20 protein-coding genes and 1 riboswitch are annotated in these 20,344 nt (G+C 34.6%); of the genes, 8 read left to right on the top strand and 12 right to left on the bottom strand.

Features of this window, described 5'->3' with window-relative positions:
• Nucleotides 1-93 precede the first annotated feature (93 nt).
• Nucleotides 94-1,173 carry a SulP family inorganic anion transporter gene (locus AT726_RS13170; RefSeq protein WP_237297221.1) on the top strand — a complete coding sequence of 360 codons (1,080 nt, stop codon included), beginning with the start codon at nt 94-96 and terminating at the stop codon, nt 1,171-1,173.
• A complete protein-coding gene (locus AT726_RS13165; protein ID WP_411039921.1) occupies nt 1,109-1,756 on the top strand; it encodes a SulP family inorganic anion transporter in 648 nt (215 codons plus the stop codon). Before AT726_RS13170 ends, AT726_RS13165 begins: the two co-directional genes overlap by 65 nt.
• A 78-nt stretch (nt 1,757-1,834) precedes the next feature.
• Here AT726_RS13165 and AT726_RS05785 read toward each other — a convergent pair whose 3' ends face one another.
• From AT726_RS05785 to AT726_RS05770, 4 genes are all read right to left on the bottom strand, one after another.
• Nucleotides 1,835-2,425, bottom strand: a complete 591-nt coding sequence (locus tag AT726_RS05785; RefSeq protein ID WP_055276644.1) for a manganese catalase family protein — start codon at nt 2,423-2,425, stop codon at nt 1,835-1,837.
• Nucleotides 2,426-2,440: 15 nt separating this feature from the next.
• Nucleotides 2,441-2,689 carry a spore coat protein CotJB gene (locus AT726_RS05780; RefSeq protein WP_055276646.1) on the bottom strand — a complete coding sequence of 83 codons (249 nt, stop codon included), beginning with the start codon at nt 2,687-2,689 and terminating at the stop codon, nt 2,441-2,443.
• Nucleotides 2,689-3,525: a hypothetical protein gene (locus tag AT726_RS05775; protein ID WP_068759217.1), complete on the bottom strand. Its 837-nt coding sequence runs from the start codon at nt 3,523-3,525 to the stop codon at nt 2,689-2,691. Before AT726_RS05775 ends, AT726_RS05780 begins: the two co-directional genes overlap by 1 nt.
• Nucleotides 3,526-4,124: 599 nt before the next feature.
• On the bottom strand, nt 4,125-4,460 hold the full coding sequence (locus tag AT726_RS05770) for a manganese catalase family protein (RefSeq protein ID WP_082411231.1): 336 nt from the start codon (nt 4,458-4,460) through the stop codon (nt 4,125-4,127).
• 246 nt (nt 4,461-4,706) lie between these two features.
• Between AT726_RS05770 and AT726_RS05765 the strand changes: the two genes are divergently transcribed.
• Entirely contained in the window at nt 4,707-5,225 is a 519-nt protein-coding gene (locus AT726_RS05765; RefSeq protein ID WP_237252748.1) for a nitroreductase family protein, read from the top strand.
• Nucleotides 5,226-5,240: 15 nt separating this feature from the next.
• On the opposite strand, the gene AT726_RS05760 is transcribed toward AT726_RS05765, so the two are convergent.
• Entirely contained in the window at nt 5,241-6,536 is a 1,296-nt protein-coding gene (locus AT726_RS05760; RefSeq protein ID WP_237297220.1) for an MATE family efflux transporter, read from the bottom strand.
• 395 nt (nt 6,537-6,931) lie between these two features.
• Here AT726_RS05760 and AT726_RS05755 point away from each other — a divergent pair, with 395 nt between their 5' ends.
• Together AT726_RS05755 and AT726_RS05750 are read left to right on the top strand one after the other, a co-directional pair.
• The gene (locus AT726_RS05755; RefSeq protein WP_068759216.1) at nt 6,932-8,206 is read left to right on the top strand and encodes an SLC13 family permease; all 1,275 of its coding nucleotides are present in this window, start codon (nt 6,932-6,934) and stop codon (nt 8,204-8,206) included.
• A 52-nt stretch (nt 8,207-8,258) separates the two neighbouring features.
• Complete coding sequence (locus AT726_RS05750; RefSeq protein ID WP_068759215.1) at nt 8,259-8,828, top strand: hypothetical protein; 570 nt, start codon at nt 8,259-8,261, stop codon at nt 8,826-8,828.
• A gap of 24 nt (nt 8,829-8,852) precedes the next feature.
• Here the strand turns inward: AT726_RS05750 and AT726_RS05745 are convergent, their stop codons facing one another.
• The 5 genes from AT726_RS05745 to AT726_RS05725 all read right to left on the bottom strand — a co-directional run bounded on the left by AT726_RS05745 (nt 8,853) and on the right by AT726_RS05725 (nt 14,497).
• Nucleotides 8,853-10,154, bottom strand: coding sequence for an alanine/glycine:cation symporter family protein (locus tag AT726_RS05745; protein ID WP_055276656.1), 1,302 nt, complete (start codon nt 10,152-10,154; stop codon nt 8,853-8,855).
• A gap of 116 nt (nt 10,155-10,270) precedes the next feature.
• On the bottom strand, nt 10,271-11,731 hold the full coding sequence (locus AT726_RS05740) for a leucyl aminopeptidase (RefSeq protein ID WP_055276657.1): 1,461 nt from the start codon (nt 11,729-11,731) through the stop codon (nt 10,271-10,273).
• A gap of 164 nt (nt 11,732-11,895) precedes the next feature.
• The gene (locus tag AT726_RS05735; protein WP_068759214.1) at nt 11,896-12,708 is read right to left on the bottom strand and encodes a MetQ/NlpA family ABC transporter substrate-binding protein; all 813 of its coding nucleotides are present in this window, start codon (nt 12,706-12,708) and stop codon (nt 11,896-11,898) included.
• A gap of 107 nt (nt 12,709-12,815) precedes the next feature.
• Complete coding sequence (locus tag AT726_RS05730) at nt 12,816-13,484, bottom strand: methionine ABC transporter permease (protein WP_055242896.1); 669 nt, start codon at nt 13,482-13,484, stop codon at nt 12,816-12,818.
• Nucleotides 13,484-14,497, bottom strand: coding sequence for a methionine ABC transporter ATP-binding protein (locus tag AT726_RS05725; protein WP_068759213.1), 1,014 nt, complete (start codon nt 14,495-14,497; stop codon nt 13,484-13,486). Before AT726_RS05725 ends, AT726_RS05730 begins: the two co-directional genes overlap by 1 nt.
• A 123-nt stretch (nt 14,498-14,620) precedes the next feature.
• Nucleotides 14,621-14,721: riboswitch (SAM riboswitch) on the bottom strand.
• A gap of 204 nt (nt 14,722-14,925) precedes the next feature.
• Between AT726_RS05725 and AT726_RS05720 the strand changes: the two genes are divergently transcribed.
• From AT726_RS05720 to pflA, 3 genes are all read left to right on the top strand, one after another.
• A complete protein-coding gene (locus tag AT726_RS05720) occupies nt 14,926-15,507 on the top strand; it encodes a manganese efflux pump MntP (RefSeq protein ID WP_237297219.1) in 582 nt (193 codons plus the stop codon).
• Nucleotides 15,508-15,887: 380 nt separating this feature from the next.
• Complete coding sequence (gene pflB, locus AT726_RS05715; protein WP_055276661.1) at nt 15,888-18,113, top strand: formate C-acetyltransferase; 2,226 nt, start codon at nt 15,888-15,890, stop codon at nt 18,111-18,113.
• A gap of 31 nt (nt 18,114-18,144) precedes the next feature.
• Entirely contained in the window at nt 18,145-18,876 is a 732-nt protein-coding gene (gene pflA, locus AT726_RS05710; protein WP_055276663.1) for a pyruvate formate-lyase-activating protein, read from the top strand.
• 242 nt (nt 18,877-19,118) lie between these two features.
• Here the strand turns inward: pflA and rbr (AT726_RS05705) are convergent, their stop codons facing one another.
• On the bottom strand, nt 19,119-19,661 hold the full coding sequence (gene rbr / locus AT726_RS05705; RefSeq protein WP_068759212.1) for a rubrerythrin: 543 nt from the start codon (nt 19,659-19,661) through the stop codon (nt 19,119-19,121).
• A gap of 125 nt (nt 19,662-19,786) precedes the next feature.
• Nucleotides 19,787-20,329 (bottom strand): rubrerythrin, encoded by a 543-nt coding sequence (rbr, locus tag AT726_RS05700; protein ID WP_055276667.1) that lies wholly within the window; start codon nt 20,327-20,329, stop codon nt 19,787-19,789.
• Nucleotides 20,330-20,344: the final 15 nt, after the last annotated feature.

Below are 20,344 nucleotides of genomic sequence, written 5' to 3'. Positions count from 1 at the left end.
TTTCCTGTGGTATAATATTAATCGTTGTTTTAAATTGCTAAATATTAGAAAATTTAATGTCTGAAGCAACTAATTCGAAAGGGAGTATGAAAGGTGTCGACAAGGTTAAAGCCTAAGTTACTATCAGTTATGAAAACTTATAATAAGGAGCAATTCGTCAAAGATGTTATTGCTGGATTGATTGTCGCAATTATCGCATTGCCACTATCAATCGCGTTAGCTATTTCTTCAGGTGTTTCCCCTGAACAGGGGCTATATACCGCTATTATTGCAGGTTTCTTTATTTCTTTACTTGGTGGAAGTCGTGTTCAAATTGGTGGACCGAGTGCAACATTCATGGTGGTTGTTTATAGTGTTGTAGCTGCTCATGGAACGGAAGGATTATTAATTACAACGATCCTAGCCGGAATTATTTTAATTCTATTTGGATTATTGAAATTAGGAAGTGTCATCAAGTATATCCCCTATCCAATTACTGTTGGATTTACGAGCGGGATTGCATTAACCATTTTTAGTTCGCAAATTAAAGACTTCTTTGGGATGAATCTTGGTGCGGTTCCAACAGGATTTATCGATAAGTGGAAACTTTATTTTGCATCATTTGATCAAATACAATGGATGCCATTTATGATTGGAGCCATTGCATTAGCCATTTTAATTATTTGGCCAAAAATTAATAAGAAAATTCCCGCTTCATTAATTTCAATCATTGTGACAACAGCTTTAGTTGCCTTTTTAAAATTAGATGTTCAAACGATTGGGACCCAATACACGAATTTATCATCGTCATTCCCAATGCCGTCAATTCCACATATAACATGGAGTAAAATTGAAACTTTGTTGTCACCAGCTTTCACTATCGCTTTCTTATGTTCACTTGAATCATTACTTTCAGCCGTTGTTTCAGACGGAATGATTGGAAGTAAGCATCGTTCAAATATGGAGTTAGTTGCTGAGGGTGTTGCCAATATTGCCTCTGGTTTATTTGGGGGAATGCCTGCAACAGGTGCGATTGCGCGAACAGTGGCGAATATTAAAAATGGGGGGGCGTACTCCAATTGCAGGAGTTGTTCATGCCATTACGTTACTATTTATTTTATTATTCTTAATGCCACTTGTAAAAATGATCCCGCTAGCGACATTAGCTGCTGTCTTAATCATGGTTTCTTATAATATGAGCGAATGGCGTATGTTTAAAAAGTTATTAAGTGCGCCAAAAAGTGATGTCGTTGTCTTATTATCAACGTTCTTCTTAACTGTTTTATTTGATTTAACATTAGCTATCAGTGTTGGAATGGTATTAACAGCTTTCTTATTTATGAAGCGTATGACGGATGTCACAGATATCCAAGGAATTGAAATGAATGATGACGATGAGGATTTAGAATTATTAGATGAAGAATTAAAAGAAGCTTTATCAGATGAAATTTTAATTTATGAAATTAATGGGCCATTCTTCTTTGGAGCTGCGGATAAATTCTTAGATTCTATTCAATCGTTACAAGGACCATCAAAAGTGTTAATTATTCGCCTTCGTAATGTTCCAGTTATTGATGCGACAGCTGTTCATGCTTTAAATTTATTACATGATAACTGTCAGCGTTCAAACACGACATTAATTTTAAGTGAAGTTAATGACAGTCCTTATAAAGTCATTAAGCGTGTTGGATTGGTACGTGAAATTGGACGAGCGCAAGTTTGTCGTCAATTTGATCAAGCGATTGATCGTGCAAAACAATTAATTCAAACTGTTTAAAATAAAAAAAGTCTTTGCAAAATAATCATTGCAAAGACTTTTTTTATGAAATAAAGCTCAAAAGAGAGCTTTTATCAATTATTGTTCATCATTCATAAAAAAGTAACGATCGCTATTAAAATGATTTTGAACGTCCATTAATGTTTCACCGAAACGTTGGAAGTGAACAATTTCACGTTCACGTAAATAAGCTAAAACACGTTTAACATCGTCATCTGTTGCTAAATCAAGTAGATGTTCATAACTTGCACGTGCCTTTTGCTCAGCAGACATATCTGCTGTTAAGTCAGCAACAGGATCTGCTTTTAATGAAACATAAGCCGCAGTCCAAGGGACTCCATTTGGATCTTGAGGGAAAACTCCAAGACCGCGACCGGCATAACTAGTATCTAATCCAGCAGCTTTAATTTCTTCAATGGTTGCTCCATCTGTTAATTGATAAATCATAGAAGCAACAATTTCAAGATGTGCTAACTCTTCTGTTCCAATATCATTTAATGTCGCAATCGATTGACCAGTTGGCATCGTATAACGTTGGTGTAAATATTGCATTGAGGCATTTAATTCACCGTCTGATCCACCTAAAGCATCATAAATATCTTTTGCCATTTTTAAATCTCGTTTTTTAATATCTACAGGGATTTGTAATCTTTTTTCATAAACCCACATTTAACAATCTCCTCCTTACTTATTTTGCCAAGGCCATGGTTTGCTAACCCATTCATTATGATTAGTAATTGATTGATGTCCAAAGCTTACAAGAGGTCCATATTGTTTTTCATATTGATCTTTTAATGTTTGAAATTGTTTTGATACTTTTTCATAATCTTGTAAAGCTTTTGTATCATTTGGATGAGTATCAAGGAAAAGATGTAAATCAATAGCGATTAAACTAACTGCTTGGATTTGGGTTAAAAGTTGTTTTTCATTCATTAGCGTTGCCCCCCTTTAAGCATAAAAACTGTTGGTTTTCCGACTTTTCGAGGAGTATATGGATCGTAAAGTGCATTAAATGTAGTTCCTTGTTGTAACGTTTGAGTTGGATCATCGAATCCAGTATAAGTTTGTGTTCGAATATAAGTAGTTGCAAGCGGTAAGTTTTCACACGTTAATGCGGTTTGATCAGCTCTTGTTCGTGGTGAAACAGTTTTTTTGTAAGTTGGTTGATCATCAGAATAATATTCATTTTCCATTAAATATAAGTTATAATCTTGCATCGTTGAATTTTTTAATGGTTTTTGCTCAACATAAACAATCTCATCACTTACAGGATATGTTTTTTTCTCAACAACTTTTTTTGAAACAGTTGGCTGCATTAATGGAACCTGTGCATCCACTGGTTCTAAATAGGCTTCAACATACGTTGTTTTTTTGTGTTGAGCAGTCGTTGCTTGTGTGCTAGCAACTTGTGGTTGAACGGGTTGGACTTGTTGAACCGGTTGGACTTGTTGAACAGGTTGAGGAATAACCACTGGTTGTGCCATTGGAACTCCACAAACCGGAGTAGGAACACCACAAGTTGGAACTGGGACAGTTTGAACAGCTGGGAATGCTTGTTGAACGGGTTGATAAGCAGTTGTGTTAGCTAATTGTGTTGTTGCTGAAGTTGGATAAGTAGCTGTAGGCATAACAGATTGTTGGGCTACTGGATAGCTAGATTGTTGTAGCATAGAAGATTGTTGTGCTGCTGGATAACTAGTTTGTTGTAGCATACCAGGTTGCATAAGCCCTGGATTTTGAACGGTTGTATTATAAGGATTATAAATCACGTTTGCACCAAATCAAAACGACTATGTTTTGACACTGTTCACATGAGCTCGCTAGACTCATGCAGTTCATTGAAGAACATCTCATATTTTCATATGAGTGCAGACTATATCATTACCCTTTTATAAAGTAGAAGGGTATCCTCCGCTTCGGCTATCAATCGCTTATAGCCTACTCCTATTTAGGATAGTCGTTGAAGTTTCCTCTATTCGAGGCTTACCTGCTGATGATCCATTGTCCTAGCACTTAGGATTTAACCATATGCCATCTCATTCATTTTTTCTACTTTCGTCACCTTCACGCTTAAAGCTATTCGCTTTTACGTTGTGGTTGAATGAGCTTTAGGAAATTCCAGCAATTCAAAGGATGTTGAAGAGTGATCTCTTACTCCATGCTCGTTTCTGAACATGGGAGGCATTACCTCCATATAACATGTTTAAGAAACTACATAACATCCTCCAAGTAATGAAGCTTCTTAAACTAATAGGCATCATCATCTTGCCTAATTTAAAATATGTCTATTGGCTTATAATGGTGACATTGAACGAGTATTAAAATAAAATCCCTTAATCATTAGATTAAGGGATTAGTATATCAATTATCATTTGCTATCTTTGAAAAAATATTTATCATGAGCTAAGTGCTCTTGAACATGAACTAGTGTTTCACCAAAGCGTTGGAAATGAACAATTTCACGTTCTCTTAAATAAGCAAGGACTTTTTTAACATCTTCATCTGTTGTCATATCGAGTAAGTGTTCATATCCAGCACGAGCGCGTTGTTCAGCCCCCATATTCGAGGTGATGTCAGCAACTGGATCACCTTTCATATCAATATAAGCAGCTGTCCAAGGTGTGTTTTCAGGATCAGCTAGGAATACAGAAGTACCACGTGAAGCATATATTCCATCAAAACCAGCACGTTTAATCTCTTCCATTGTTGCTCCAGTAGTTTATCTATAATTATATCAATTAGATCGTTTATTTGTAAGTGACTATTTATGACAGGATAAATAGTAGCGGGATTAAATTCTCATCCGCATGCTTTAGTATATGATCGACATTTTTCAATGAAAAGGATGATTATCTCGTTAAATTAAAATTTAAGAAATAAAATTATCGATTACGTTTAAAGATTTTGGATACGCTAATAATGTTAATAGTTGATGAAGGGAGATGATTTGTTGAATACACTAGAAGCAATTGCTAAACGAAGAAGCCATCATGAATTTAAAGGCACAAAATTATCGAAAAATCAGTTGGAACTATTAATCAAATGTGGTCTTAGTGCGCCAAGTTGTAATAATGAGCAGCCTTGGTTTCTAGTTGGTATTTTAAACTGTGAGATTATTCATCAATTAAATGATGAGATTGGAATGGTTAAAGGCCATATAGGACATGATTATTTTTATGGAGCACCAGCTCTAATTTTGATTTTAGGAGATAAACTTGCAACTAATGCTATGGTTGATTGCGCAGTGTGTACTCAAAATATTTTACTTGCTGCTGAAGATTTAAATCTTGCAAGTTGTTGGATTGATGAAGTTAAAGCGTTGAATCAAAGTGAAAAGTTTTATGACTATGAAGGAAAATTAAAAATTCCAGAGGGTTATGAATTTATGGGTGGTGTTGCCTTAGGCGAACGTGTAAACACACCGGAAGAACCTGAACAACGAAGAGGAACATGGACGATTATCGATTAAAAAAAGCGACGACAATTAATTGTCGTCGCTTTTTTTATTAAGATGATGCCAAGCTCGCCAAAGAATAAGGGCTGAAATAACAAAGGCCGTAAAATCAGAAATGGGAAAAGAATACCAGACACCGTTTAATCCAAGTGAGGTATATCGAGGTAAGATGAGAATAAGTGGGATTAAAATAATGAATTGTCTAAGGATTGAAAGAAATAGTGAAGGGATTGGTTTTCCTAATGATTGATAAAAGGTTGAGGCTACCATTTGTAGTCCGATGGTCCAAAAGAAAAGAAGTTGTAATCGTAAAACAAAAGTTGCCTCGGAAATTAAACTTTTATCTTTTGTAAATAAGTTAATCACCGTACTTGGAAATAAAATTCCGACGATTGATCCAATAGCCCCGATGATCGTCGTATATATAAGTGCGAGTTTAACGACTTGTTTAATTCGATCCGGTTGTTTGGCTCCGTAGTTATAACTAGCGATCGGTTGTAATCCTTGATTGATTCCCATGATTGGTAAAAAGAAAAAGGAGATGATTCGATTAACTGTTCCAAAGGCTGTTAGCGAAACAGTTCCTCCATAACTTCTTAAGGTTGCGTTCGTGATGAGAGCAAAGAGTGAGCTTGCTCCATTTCGTGCAAAGGCCGAAAACCCCACACTAATAATTGAAGTGGAAACTTTTAAATTTGGGATGAAGTATTTTCGCTCAAACTTAACAATACTGCGATGACTAAGAATAAAGAATAAAGAGAAAGCAGTCGCTAAGGCTTGTGCAAGGACAGTAGCTAAAGCTGCACCTTTAATTCCCCAGTTTAAAACAAAAATGAATAAAAGATCGAGTGCTATATTGAATAATGATCCAATTAACACTGTGATCATTGAAATTTTAATATTTCCTTCGGAACGAAAGACAGCGCTAGAAAGTAAAGCAAGAGCATTAAAAGGAATAGCCCAGATTGAAATGAGCAAATAATCACGTGCATAAGGAATTAATTCTTCATTTGATCCAAAGATATATAAGATTTGATTAATAAAAAAGAAGCTAGTAATCATTAATAAGATTGAGATAATGGTTGTCAAAATATAGGCATTAGTCATTACCTGATTAGCACGATTATTATTTTGTTCACCTAAACTTCTTGAAATTGCTGAAGCTGCTCCAATGGAGATCATTTGAGCAAATGCAGCATATAACGTTTGAATGGGAAAAACAATCCCAATCCCACCTATAGCTAAAGTTCCGATTCCTTTCGCTACAAAGATAGTATCGACTATATTATAAATCCCACTAGCAAGCATGGCGATAAAAGCGGGCATAGAAAAAGACAAAAGGAGTTTGCTAATTTTTTCAGTTCCCAAGAATTCACTACTACAATTTGCTTTCATTAATGTTTCACTCCATTACTTAAATCATTCTGTTTTAGTATGTCTAATTCTACGGGTATTAAAAAAATGTGGGTGTATTTTAAAATTAAAATAAGTCATCGTCTCATAGGACTAAATATTCAAAAAAAGTAAATATTAATAATTAGTATAAGTAGGTGATAAAACGGTTTATAAATTTGATTTTGTTCCATAAATTATGAAAATAATCCAATAATAAACTAAAATTATCTATTTTATCCCTAATTATTACATAAATTACGTGTATTAATTACTAATCAATTATCCTATAATGAATTCTGCAAAATTTTCATAAAGGAGTGAACATCTTGGAAAATCCACATTTTCTTCCTGCAATTATCATATTTCTGATTGCTTATGGAATTATTATTTCTGAAAAATTTAATCGAACTGTGATTGCATTAATTGCAGCAGTTCTAATGGTAGTTTTTCATATCTTTAATCAAGAACAAGCTTTAGAATTTATTGATTTTAATACCGTTGGTTTATTAATTGGAATGATGATTATTGTTAACATTTTAAAGCGTACAGGAATTTTCCAATACGTTGCAATTAAAACAGCTAAGTTATCAAAGGGAAGTCCTTGGCGAATTATGGTTTATTTCGCTATTATTACTGCTGTTTCATCTGCTTTACTCGATAATGTTACAACCATTTTATTAATTGCTCCAGTGACCTTTGTTATAACAGAAACATTAGGTTTAAATGCAATACCGTTTTTATTAACCGAAGTCTTTAGTGCAAATATTGGTGGGCTTGCGACATCAATCGGGGATCCAACCATCATTATGATTAGTGGGGCAACAGGATTATCTTTTACGGATGTTTTATTTAATTTAGGACCGATTGTGCTTGTTATTTTCACTGTTGTGTTATTGATTTTAAAACTTATATTCCATAAACAATTACACATTAGTGAAGATAATAAGAAGAAAATTGAACAGTTTGATGTGTCTAAGGCAATTACTGATTCAACCCTACTCAAAAAAAGTGGAATTATCTTATTGTTAACAATTGCTGGATTTGCTACACACCATGCAATCGGAATTGAATCAGCGACTATTGCCTCATTAGGTGCTGGTATTCTTTTATTAATTAGTAAAGTTGACGTAGAAGAAGTGTTAGAGGAAGTAGAGTGGCCAACCATCTTCTTCTTTATGGGATTATTCGTTATGGTTGGAGCACTTGAAACAGTAGGTGTCCTTGAAGTATTAGCAAGTGGATTAATTAGCCTAACAGGTGGAAGTGTGATGATTACGTCACTATTAATCTTATGGGTAGCGGCCATTGCTTCGGCTTTCTTAGATAATATCCCATTCGTCGCAACTATGATTCCGTTAATTTTAAATATCGGACAAATGACAGGAATGGATACAACGGCTTTATGGTGGTCATTAGCTTTAGGTGCATGTTTAGGTGGAAATGGTAGTATCGTTGGTGCTTCATCTAATGTTATTGTTAGTGGGATGTTGCACAAAAAAGGATATAAACTATCATTCGGTGACTTTTTGAAAATTGGGTTCCCAATCATGATAATTGCTGTTGCCATTTCCACAGTCTATATTCTGATCTTTTATGTCTAATTAGAATAAATATCCTATAAATACTATTACTTCTTTTAAAGGAGAATGAATTATGCCAAAATACTCGCGAACTTATAGACCTACTCGATCTTATACAACTTCAGGCGTTTTAACTCAAGCTAGTTATTTAGAAATGGAAGCTGAACAACATGAAATGAAACTAAGACAAATGGGGGGAGAAGTTCTCCAATTAAGTGCAAAATGTTGTTATGTGAGATTTCATATTGGAGAATTTAAATTATCTTATGTCTATAATATCAATCGATCAAATCGTTATTTCTTAGAACGTCTTAAACCGTATCCACTTCCCTTAAAAGAATACGAAAATGAAGATGATGTAATTGAAATGATTCGCCTTGATTTAGAACATTTCCAAAATGCAGCTAAGAGTAAAAATATCACTTCGTTTATTAAAATTAATCAAGAGTTAAATCGAACAGCTAAAGCGTTTGAAGATTTATTTTTATACTATAACGTAGAAACATTCCATACAGATACAATTTTACAAAAGCTAGATGAAATTAAGGATGAAATCCGTAAAACAGTAGATGATTCAGAACGTTTATTTGATGATGGTGAGCCATGCTCATTAATTCAATTTTTAGAAACTCCAGTAAAATAACAGAAAGGGTCGTAAAGTTTAACTTTACGACCTTTTCTTATTCATAATAACTTTAACCTCTTTAGCCAAATAACAAAGGGCCATAACATTAATTGTGGCAGTTAATGCAACTCCTAAGTCGACAAGTGACCAAATCAATGAGGCTGAGCCGATGGATGAAATCAAAATCACAATTAACACAATTACTCTGACAGGATAAAGAATCTTTTCATTCTTACATAAATATTTTACATTACATTCACCATAAAAATATCCAGTTAAAATGGTACTAAAAGCGAAGAAGAAAATAGAAATCGCTAAAATAACTCCACCAATTGGGCCAAATAGTTCTGTTAAAGCATACTGAGTTAACTCGATTCCATTACTGTGAGTCGTGCCAACTTCCACGGCATTAGTCACCATAATTAAAAAAGCAGTAATCGTACAAATAAATAGTGTTGTAACATAAACTCCAAAAGATTGAATATAGCCTTGATCAGTAGGATTATCGCTATTAGTTACCGCGGCTGCATGAGCACCCGATCCCATTCCAGCTTCATTAGAAAAAACACCACGTTTAATTCCAATGATGATGGTATACATCACGGTTCCTCCAATTAAGGGAGATGGCTGAAAAGCATCTTGGAAAATAGTCATAAAAAAAGTTGGAATATAATCAAAGTGAGTAATCATAACAAAAAGACCAATTCCTATATAGAATAGAGCCATAATTGGAACAATCTTTGATGTCATTTTAGCAATTGTTGAAGCCCCACCAAAAATAATCATTGAAGTGATCAATGCTAATCCAACTCCAGTTAATAGTGGAGGAATAGATAATACATCCCTAAATGACGTTGCAATAGTATTGGCTTGAATTGCACTGAAGCCAAATGTATAGGTTAAGACGATAATAAAAGCATAAATAACTGCAAATCCTTTTTGATGCATTCCATATTCAATGTAGTAAGCAGGCCCTCCAATATAAATATCCCCATCTCTTTTTTTATACAGTTGTGCAAGTGTACTTTCAACGAATGAAGCGGCTGCTGTAATTAAGGCGCTTATCCACATCCAAAATACACTTCCAGGTCCTCCGATGTAAATTCCAAGAGCAACTCCAGCTAATGAACCAACGCCTACTCGCGCAGCTAATGCCATTGTAAATGACTGAAAGGAGGACACACTACTATTAGATGATTTTTTAGTTAAGCACTGAATCATTTTTTTAAATCTAAATTGAACGCCTTGAAAATAGAACGTAAATATTAAACTAACAAATAACAATATTGGAATTGCTAAGTATGACCAGATAATATGTTCCAAATCTTTGACTAGTTCTGACATATTTAATCCTCCATCAATGTTTCATAATTAATATCTAATGTATTTTAAGAAGTGGAGGATTATGATTAAAAACAAAAAAAGAGATATCGTTAGACGATATCTCTTTAGATTAGGCATTATCCTTGTAATTCTAAGTATTTTGCGATTGTACGAACCATAACTCCAGTTCCACCTTTTGGACCTAAATCATAAGCTGTTTTTGAATCAGCAGTTCCAGCAATATCTAAGTGAATCCATGGTGTATCTTCAACGAATTCTTTTAAGAAGGCTGCAGCCATAATCGCTCCAGGTTTTCCGATTGGAGCATTGTTTAAATCAGCTACATCACTATTACGAAGAGCTTTTTGATCACGAGGGAATAAAGGCATTTGCCACATATATTCATTTGTTAAATCAGCAGCTTTCTGAAATTCATCTAAGAAGGCTTGGTTATTAGTAAAGGCTCCTGTTGTATCAGCACCTAATGCTGCAATAATTGCTCCTGTTAAAGTAGCTAAATCAATGATTTTGCTTGCACCTAAGTGTTTAGCAAATGTGATACCATCTGCTAAGATTAAACGTCCCTCAGCATCTGTGTTTGTTACTTCGACAGTTTTCCCACTCATTGTTGTTAGGATATCACCAGGTTTGATTGCATCTCCGCTAATCATGTTATCTGTTGATGGAATAACAAGTAATAAGTTGACTGGTAAGTTTAAGCGTACCGCAACTTGGAAAGCACCGAATGCAGAAGCGGCTCCCCCCATATCACCTTTCATTGCTTCCATCCCAGAACGTGGTTTTAGACAATATCCACCTGTATCGAACGTTAAACCTTTACCAACTAAGGCAGTGATATTTTCAAAGCGTGGTGTTCCTTGATATTTCACGACAATCATTTTTGGAGGTTGGACGGATCCGCGGTTAACACCAAGGATTCCACCCATTCCTAGTTGTTCCATTTCATCTTTTTCAACGATGCGAATTTCTAATTCATGTTCATTAGCGAATTGAGCGATATGACTCGCTAAATCTGTTGCCGTTAATTTATTACCTGGCTCATTTAATAATTGACGAGCACTGTTTGTTGCCTCTCCGTAAATCACTCCACGATTTAAATCATCTGTAATTTGTGAATCGCAATGGATGAAGAAATTAACAGGTGTTGTAGCTTTCTCTTCAGTCTTATAAGTTTCCATTTTATATGTTGATAAAGTGATAGCTTCAGCACAAACTGTCGCTAATTCATTAATTGAGACAGCTTTACAATCGAATGTTTCTAATAAGATGGTTACATCCTCTTTTGCTGCTTTTGCGACTTTTCCTAAAACTTTACGACATTTTTCAACCGTAAAATCTGTTGATTTGCCTAATCCCACAATATAAACTTTTTTACTTTCAATTTGCCCTAATGGATAAATTGGCGTGATATCTTTAAAGTTAGTTGGAATTAATCCCTCTTCTAATGAAACTGATAAACGTTTATTTAATGCTTTATCTAATTGAGTAATAATGTCATGAGAGATATCTGAGAAAACGCCAACTACTAAATTTGTTTTTTCATTTTTAATCTTTAAACTCGATTTGAATTCAATCATCGTTCTCACCCTTTCTTTGTTTCAATATTATACCATAAATTACCTGTATTTATGGTATAATCTATCAATTTATATTATGGCTCTTTTATAGCATTTATTATTTCATACTTTTTAAACGTAGGATATGAAAAAGCACTCGATTTACTTGAGTGCTTTTAAATGAATTATTCAGAAACAGGAACAACCGCTCCTGCATATGTTTCAACAATGAAATCTTGGATTTCTTTAGAACGTAAAACTTCAACTAATGTTTTAATATCATCACGGTTTTCATCTCCGCTATTAACAGCGATGATATTTACATAAGGAGATTCAGATCCTTCCATAGCAATAGAATCAGTCATTGGATTTAATCCACCGTCTAATGCATAGTTTGTGTTAATTAAAACCGCATCTCCTTCATTTTGTTCATAAACAGTAACTAACATACCTGGATCAATATCGGTTTTGAATGTTAAGTTTTTAGGATTTTCAATAATATCTTCTACTGTAGCAACACTAGCATCTACATTAGAATCTAAAGTAATTAATCCTTCTGTTTGTAATAAGGATAACATACGTCCATGATCAGCAACTGAATTACTCATGATAATTGTAGCGCCTTCAGGTAATTCATCTAAAGATTTATAATTTTTAGAGTAAATACCGATTGGCTCGATGTGAATTCCACCTGCATTAACTAGATGTGTTCCATGCTCTTCATTAAATCCCTCTAAGTAAGAGATGTGCTGGAAGTAGTTCGCATCTAATTCTCCTTCATCTAAAGTTGTATTGGGTAAGACATAGTCTTGGAATGTGACAACATCTAATTCAATTCCTTTTTCCTTAAGTAATGGTTTGGCTTGTTCTAAAATCTCTGCATGAGGAACAGCTGTTGCTCCAACTTTTAATGTTGTTTTCTCTTCACCACTATTTCCACATCCAACTAAAGAAATAGCTGCCACTAAACTTAATAAACCTAATGATAATTTTTTCATTTTTAACTTCCTCCTTAAATTTTCATATTCTTTGCTCGTTTTCCCCAACGAGTGATATATAAATCTTAATCAACTGATTAAGGATTTAACTGAATAAATAGTTTTTATTAACGTTTGTCAATTTGTTTAGTGATCATATCTCCGATAAACTGAATCACAAAGACAATTACTAAAATAATGACGGTTGCTACAAAAACAACGTCAAATCGATGACGTTGGAATCCATCTAAGTAAGCTAGATTTCCAAGACCACCTGCACCGATAACACCAGCCATTGCTGTATATCCAACAAGTGAGATCGTTGTAACCGTAATTCCTGAAACTAAAGCAGGTAAGCTTTCAGGAATGAGGACTTTTCGAATAATCGTCCAAAGTGAAGCTCCCATTGCAATGGAAGCTTCTATGACACCTTTATCAATTTCGCGAAGCGCGATTTCAACAAGACGCCCATAGAAAGGAGCGGCTCCTATAATTAAAGCTGGTAGGGCTGCATTCGGCCCAAGGACCGTCCCAACTAAGAATTTTGTAAAGTTTAACAAAAGAATGATTAAAATGACAAATGGAATTGAACGAAAAATGTTAACAAATGCTGATAAAACACGATTAATCCATTTATTTTCTAAGAGTTGATTCGGTGCTGTTAAAAATAAGACTAACCCGATAATTAATCCTAAAATAAAGACGAAGATACCTGCGATAGCAGTCATATATAATGTTTCAAGCGTTGCCGAGAACATTTTATCCCATTTGACATTTGGTAGTAATAATAAAAACATTATGAAATCACCTCAACTTCTACCCCAACTTCTTTTAAATAATTAAGAGCTGGAATGATTTCTAGACCCGTAAGTTGAACATAAAGAGAACCGTAGCCACCCTCTTGAGTTTGTACGACCTTTCCTTGAATAATATTAATGTCCACTTGGTAGTTACGAATAACGTTTGTGATGAAAGGTTGTTCTGCTTTTTCTTTTAGATATTTCAGAAGAACAATTTTTCCTTTAGGGAACTTTTTAATTAGATGTTCGACCGTCTCAATTGAGTCATCTTCACTCGCTACTTGTTTAACGAAACGTTCAGTAACTGGATGCTGAGGATTAGAGAAAACCGTTAAGACATCTCCTTGTTCAACGATACGCCCACTTTCCATAATCGCCACATGATGACAAATTTTTTGAATCACACGCATTTCATGTGTGATTAGAACAATAGTTAAGTTATATTTTTTATTAATTTGAACAAGTAAATCTAAAATTTCATCTGTTGTTTGCGGATCAAGGGCTGAAGTGGCTTCATCACAAAGTAGAACTTTAGGATTGTTAGCCAATGCACGTGCAATCCCAACGCGTTGTTTTTGTCCACCACTCAATTGAGAGGGATAATTGTCTTCTTTTCCACTTAAACCAACTAATTGAATAAGCTCTAAAACTCGTGGCTTGATTTCGTCTTTGTTTACTCCTGCAATCTCAAGTGAGAAGGCGATATTTTCAAATACCGTACGTGACCAGAGTAAATTAAAGTGTTGAAAGACCATTCCAATTTGTTGTCGAGCCAATCGAAGCTCTTTAGAGGAGATTTGAGTTAAATCTTTCCCATCAATGGTAACTGTCCCTTCAGTTGGACGTTCCAGTAAGTTTAACATTCGAATTAGTGTACTTTTTCCAGCCCCACTGTAACCGATAATTCCGAATATTTCCCCTTTTTGGATAGACAAGTTAACTGAATCTACAGCAGTGACACGTCCAGAATTCGTATTAAATATTTTTTTTATTTGATCAAGAACAATCATGAAATTCTCCCCTTTCGTTCTCTTAATCAGATGCTACAATTTTCTTATTTATGAAATAAAAAAACCTTTCTACTTCGATAAGCAGAAAGGTGTATTACATAATTTATATGTAGATCACACTTTCCCTTATCTTTCAGACAATGTCTGCAGGAATTGGCACCGTATCATGACTGATTGGTTGCCGGGCATCATTGGGCCTGTCCCTCCGCCTCTCGTGATAAGAGTTTGTTAAGTTGTATAAAATTGTAAATCTTAATAACTATTATAAATCCTATTTGTGGAAAGTCAATCATTTTTTACCATAAATGAAGCGAAGTTATTAAATCTTATATAAGGATAATACGAGATAGAAAAATTTTAATCATATATTTGTAGTGATTTAGATAAGATGTAAAGATACAAGGAAACTAAAGTTGGGGTGAGAATCGTTGAAAGAATATTTAGTAGTTATCATGATAATGTCAGTTGCATTAGCTATGGATGCATTTGCGGTCGCTATTACATTAGGAATGGATGGATTAGCCCATACAGTGAGAGATCGTCTTAAAGTATCCATTAGTTTTGGCTTTTTTCAAGGTCTGTTATTTGTCATTGGAATTGTTTCATTAAAGTTTGTTAGTGGAGAAATCACGACATATAATCATTTAATCGCTGGTGTGATTTTAATTATATTAGGTGTCAGAATGTTAAAAGAAGCTTTTGAAAGTTCGAAAGAAGAATATATTGAATCTCATGAGATGGGCTTCAATAAAAAAAAGGGTTTATCCTTAAAGTTACTTGCGATGTTTGGGATAGCGACAAGTATTGATGCTTTAGCAGCCGGAATTACTTACGGGTTAATTTACGAGCAATTAATTTTGGCTACTATTCTCATAGCAACTATTGCATTTTTATTTTCCTATATAGGATCAACCTTTGGAAAAACATTAGGGCATATGATAGGAAATAAAGCAAACATCTTTGGAGGAGTTATGATTATTTTACTTGGAGTTAACGCCTTATTTTTTTGATTACAATCAGTAGCAGATACGCTTTATTTTATTAGGAAAGAGATATCTTTTTTTAATATCAAAATTATGATTTTATCTTTATTTTCTATATTATATTGGTAAATTATCCATAAGATTGTAAGCGTAACCCCTTATATTAGAAAAAAATAAAAATATTTAAAAAAAATTAATGTATATAAGTTGATTTTTTCCAGTGTTGGAAATATAATAATAACTGTAAAAGATATATACGTTATAATGTTTAAGGGGAGTTATTAAATATTATGTTCGTATAGTGTAACCCCTTTACAAAGGGAAGAATCTTATTGTAAAATTATGGTAACAATAAGATTTGAAATTTCAGAGAGAGGTTCTTAAGAGAACTATAAGGAGGAACTATCATGGAAGCTTGGCAAGGCTTTAAAGGTACAGAATGGCAAGAAAAAATTGATGTGCGTGACTTTATCAATCAAAACATCACTGTTTATGAAGGGGATGACTCTTTCTTAGCAGGACCAACTGAAGCAACAACAAAATTATGGGACCAAGTAATGGAGTTAACTAAAGCTGAGCGTGAAGCTGGCGGAGTTTTAGACTTAGATACAAAAATCGTATCTACAATTACTTCTCATGAACCAGGATATTTAAATAAAGATTTAGAAAAAATCGTTGGTTTCCAAACTGACAAACCATTCAAACGTTCATTACAACCATTCGGTGGAATTCGTATGGCTGAAAAAGCTGCTGAATCTTATGGATTCCATGTAGATCCAGAAGTATCTCATATCTTCACTGAATACCGTAAAACACATAACCAAGGTGTATTCGATGCTTACACTCCAGAAATTCGTGCAGCTCGTAAATCAGGTGTTATCACAGGATTACCAGATGCTTACGGACGTGGACGTATTATCGGAGACTACCGTCGTGTCGCTTTATACGGGGTAGATCGTTTAATGGCTGAAAAATTAAAAGACCATAACAACACTTCACGTGTCATGGATGAAGAAACTATTCGTTTACGCGAAGAAATTTCTGAACAATATCGTGCTTTAAATGAATTAAAACAAATGGCAGCAAAACATGGTTTCGATATCTCTAAACCAGCAACAACTGCTAAAGAAGCAGTTCAATGGTTATACTTCGGATACTTAGCTGCAATTAAAGAACAAAATGGTGCTGCGATGTCTTTAGGACGTACTTCTACATTCTTAGATATCTATATTGAGCGTGACTTACAAAATGGTGTAATTACTGAAGAAGAAGCACAAGAGATTATGGACCACTTCGTAATGAAATTACGTTTAGTTAAATTCTCTCGTACTCCAGATTACAATGAATTATTCTCAGGAGATCCAACTTGGGTAACTGAGTCAATCGCTGGTATGTCAACTGATGGATTCCCATTAGTAACTAAAAACTCATTCCGTGTATTACACACATTAGATAACTTAGGACCAGCACCAGAACCAAACTTAACAGTATTATGGTCAACAAAATTACCTCAAGGTTTCAAAGAATACTGTGCAAAAATGTCAATCAAAACTTCAGCAATCCAATATGAAAATGATGACATCATGCGTCCAATCTACGGTGATGACTATGCTATCGCATGTTGTGTATCACCAATGAAAGTTGGTAAACAATTACAATTCTTTGGTGCACGTGCTAACTTAGCGAAAGCATTATTATATGCAATCAACGGTGGTCGTGATGAAAAATCTAAAGTACAAGTTGGACCACACTGGGCACCAATTACTGATGAAGTATTAGATTACAACAAAGTAATGGAACGTTACGATGAAGTAATGGAATGGTTAGCAGATTTATATGTTAATACATTAAATATCATCCACTATATGCATGACAAATATAGCTATGAGCGTATTGAAATGGCATTACACGATACAGATGCAGAACGCGTTTCAGCAACAGGTATCGCTGGATTATCAGTAGTAGCTGACTCATTATCAGCTATCAAATATGCAAAAGTTAAACCAATCCGTGATGAATTCGGTATTGCAGTTGACTTCGAAGTTGAAGGAGACTTCCCTAAATACGGAAATAATGATGATCGCGTAGACCAAATCGCAGTAGACGTTATGTCATCATTCATGACAAAAATCCGTAAACATAAACCATATCGTGCAAAATTACAAACTCAATCTATCTTAACTATCACATCAAACGTTGTATATGGTAAGAAAACAGGAACAACTCCATGTGGTCGTAAAGAAGGTGAACCATTTGCACCAGGTGCAAACCCAATGCACGGACGTGACTCTCACGGAGCAATCGCTTCAATGTCATCAGTAGCGAAGTTACCATTTGAATCTGCACAAGATGGTATCTCAAATACATTCTCATTAGTACCTAAATCATTAGGACGTACAGATGAAGAACGTAACAAAAACTTAGTAGCAATCATGGATGCTTATGTTGCTAAAAAAGGTCACCATTTAAATATCAACGTATTTAACCGTGATACTTTATTAGATGCAATGGAACACCCAGAGAAATACCCACAATTAACAATTCGTGTATCAGGATACGCTGTAAACTTCATTAAGTTAACACGTGCTCAACAATTAGATGTAATCAACCGTACAATGCACGAAAAAATGTAATTTGTGAATAAGAGAAGATAAGGTGATTAGTATGAATGGATATGTACACTCAGTAGAATCTTTCGGAACAGTTGATGGCCCAGGACTTAGATTTATTGTCTTTGTCCAAGGGTGCGGACTCCGATGCGCATATTGCCACAATCCTGATTCGTGGAAAATGAAAGAAGGAAAAGTAACGGAAGTTTCTGAAATTGTGTCAGAATTAGTGAAGTATAAAGAGTTTTTCGATGCCTCAGGTGGAGGGATCACGGTAAGTGGTGGAGAACCTTTATTACAGATGGAATTCGTGACTGAATTATTTAAAGAGTGTAAAAAACATGGCATTCATACTAACATTGATACTTCAGGTGATTTAAAGTTCAATACTGAGGAACGTAAACAACAATTAAAAGAGTTATTAGCTGTTACTGACATGCTAATGCTTGATATTAAAATGTTTGATGCACAAAAGCATAAACAATTAACAGGAAAAGACAACGCACACATATTAGAATTTGGTCATCTAGTCTCTGATGCAGGCATTCCAATGTGGATCCGCCGAGTTCTTGTACCAGGATTAACAGATGACGAAGATGATTTACAAAAAACTGCCGAATACATCAAAACTCTGAAAACCGTTAAAAAAATTGAAGTTTTACCATATCACAGTATGGGTGAATACAAGTGGAAACAACTCGGATATGATTATCCGTTAGATGGACAACTCCCACCAAGTGACGAACTTGTTAAACATGCAGAAGAGATTCTTGGTAAAGCTATCTAATCTTTTAAAACTAGCTTCCCTTTTTGGAGGCTAGTTTTTTTGTAGGCAATAATAGTATGAATAGAGAAGAAGCAGTAAAATTTTTATGACGTTAAAAAACTTTACCGTTTCTATTGATAACCTATATTCGAGTTTAATATAGATCCGATTATAAAAAAGACTGAGTTGTGGATAACTTCATTTGGAGTTATCCACATTTTTATTTTCCCATAATAAAAAGAGCCTTTCGGCTCTTTAAGAGATTAGTAGTTTTCTGAACGGATTTCGAAGTGTGCTTGATCGTATGAGCAAACTGGACATACTTTCGGCGCCTTTTTCCTGAAATGAATGTGTCCACATTCTTGACATACCCAAGCAACTTCTTCTTCACGTTCGAATACTTGACCTTCTTCAATATTTTTTAATAATTGTAAATAACGCTCTTCATGGTGTTTTTCAATTTTTCCCACCATATCGAATAAAGCAGCTACACGGTTGAATCCTTCTTCGCGAGCAGTTTGAGCGAATGTTGCATACATATCTGTCCACTCATCATTTTCACCAGCAGCAGCATCTTTTAAGTTTGTCATTGTATCTGCAATTTCACCTTCATGTAATAATTTGAACCATAATTTTGCATGTTCCATTTCATTACGAGCTGTTTCTAAGAAGATGTTTGCGATTTGTTCATATCCTTCTTCCTTAGCTTTAGCTGCATAATAAGTATATTTGTTACGAGCCATTGACTCGCCAGCGAATGCATGCATTAAGTTTTGTTCTGTTTTAGTACCTTTTAAGTTACTCATGAGATTCCCTCCATATATTTCATATAGGAGTAAATTATAGCATTGGTTTATGACCGTTTTAAGTTCGAATCATAGAAACCATATAAAAAGCTATCTCCATAGTGGAGATAGCTTAAGACGATTCATTAATAGTTCTCTGAGTTTAACTCAAAATAAGCTTTTGGGTGAGCGCATACCGGACATGCTTTAGGAGCTTTTTTTCCATAATGGATATGTCCACAATTTAAGCAAATCCAAGCAACTTCTTCTTCGCGTTCAAATACTTGACCTTCTTCAATATTTTGCACTAATTTTAAATAACGTTCTTCATGGTGTTTTTCGATTTTTCCAACCATTTCAAATAACACAGCGATACGATTGAACCCTTCTTCGCGAGCAACTTGCGCAAAACGAGCATACATATCTGTCCACTCATCGTGTTCACCAGCGGCAGCATTTTTTAAATTTGTCATTGTATCAGCGACTTGTCCATCATGAAGTAATTTGTACCACAATTTTGCGTGTTCTTTTTCATTGTTAGCTGTTTCTAAGAAGATATTAGCGATTTGCTCGTATCCTTCTTTTTTAGCTTGAGAGGCATAGAACGTATATTTATTACGCGCCATTGATTCTCCTGCAAAAGCAGTTAATAAATTCTCTTCTGTTTTTGATCCTTTTAAGTTATTCATGAAATTCCCCCCTAA

The organism is Turicibacter sp. H121 (assembly GCF_001543345.1).
GTDB lineage: Bacteria > Bacillota_I > Bacilli_A > MOL361 > Turicibacteraceae > Turicibacter > Turicibacter bilis.
Note: the sequence above shows the minus strand (reverse complement) of the source record. Positions and strands in the feature narration are given on the sequence as shown.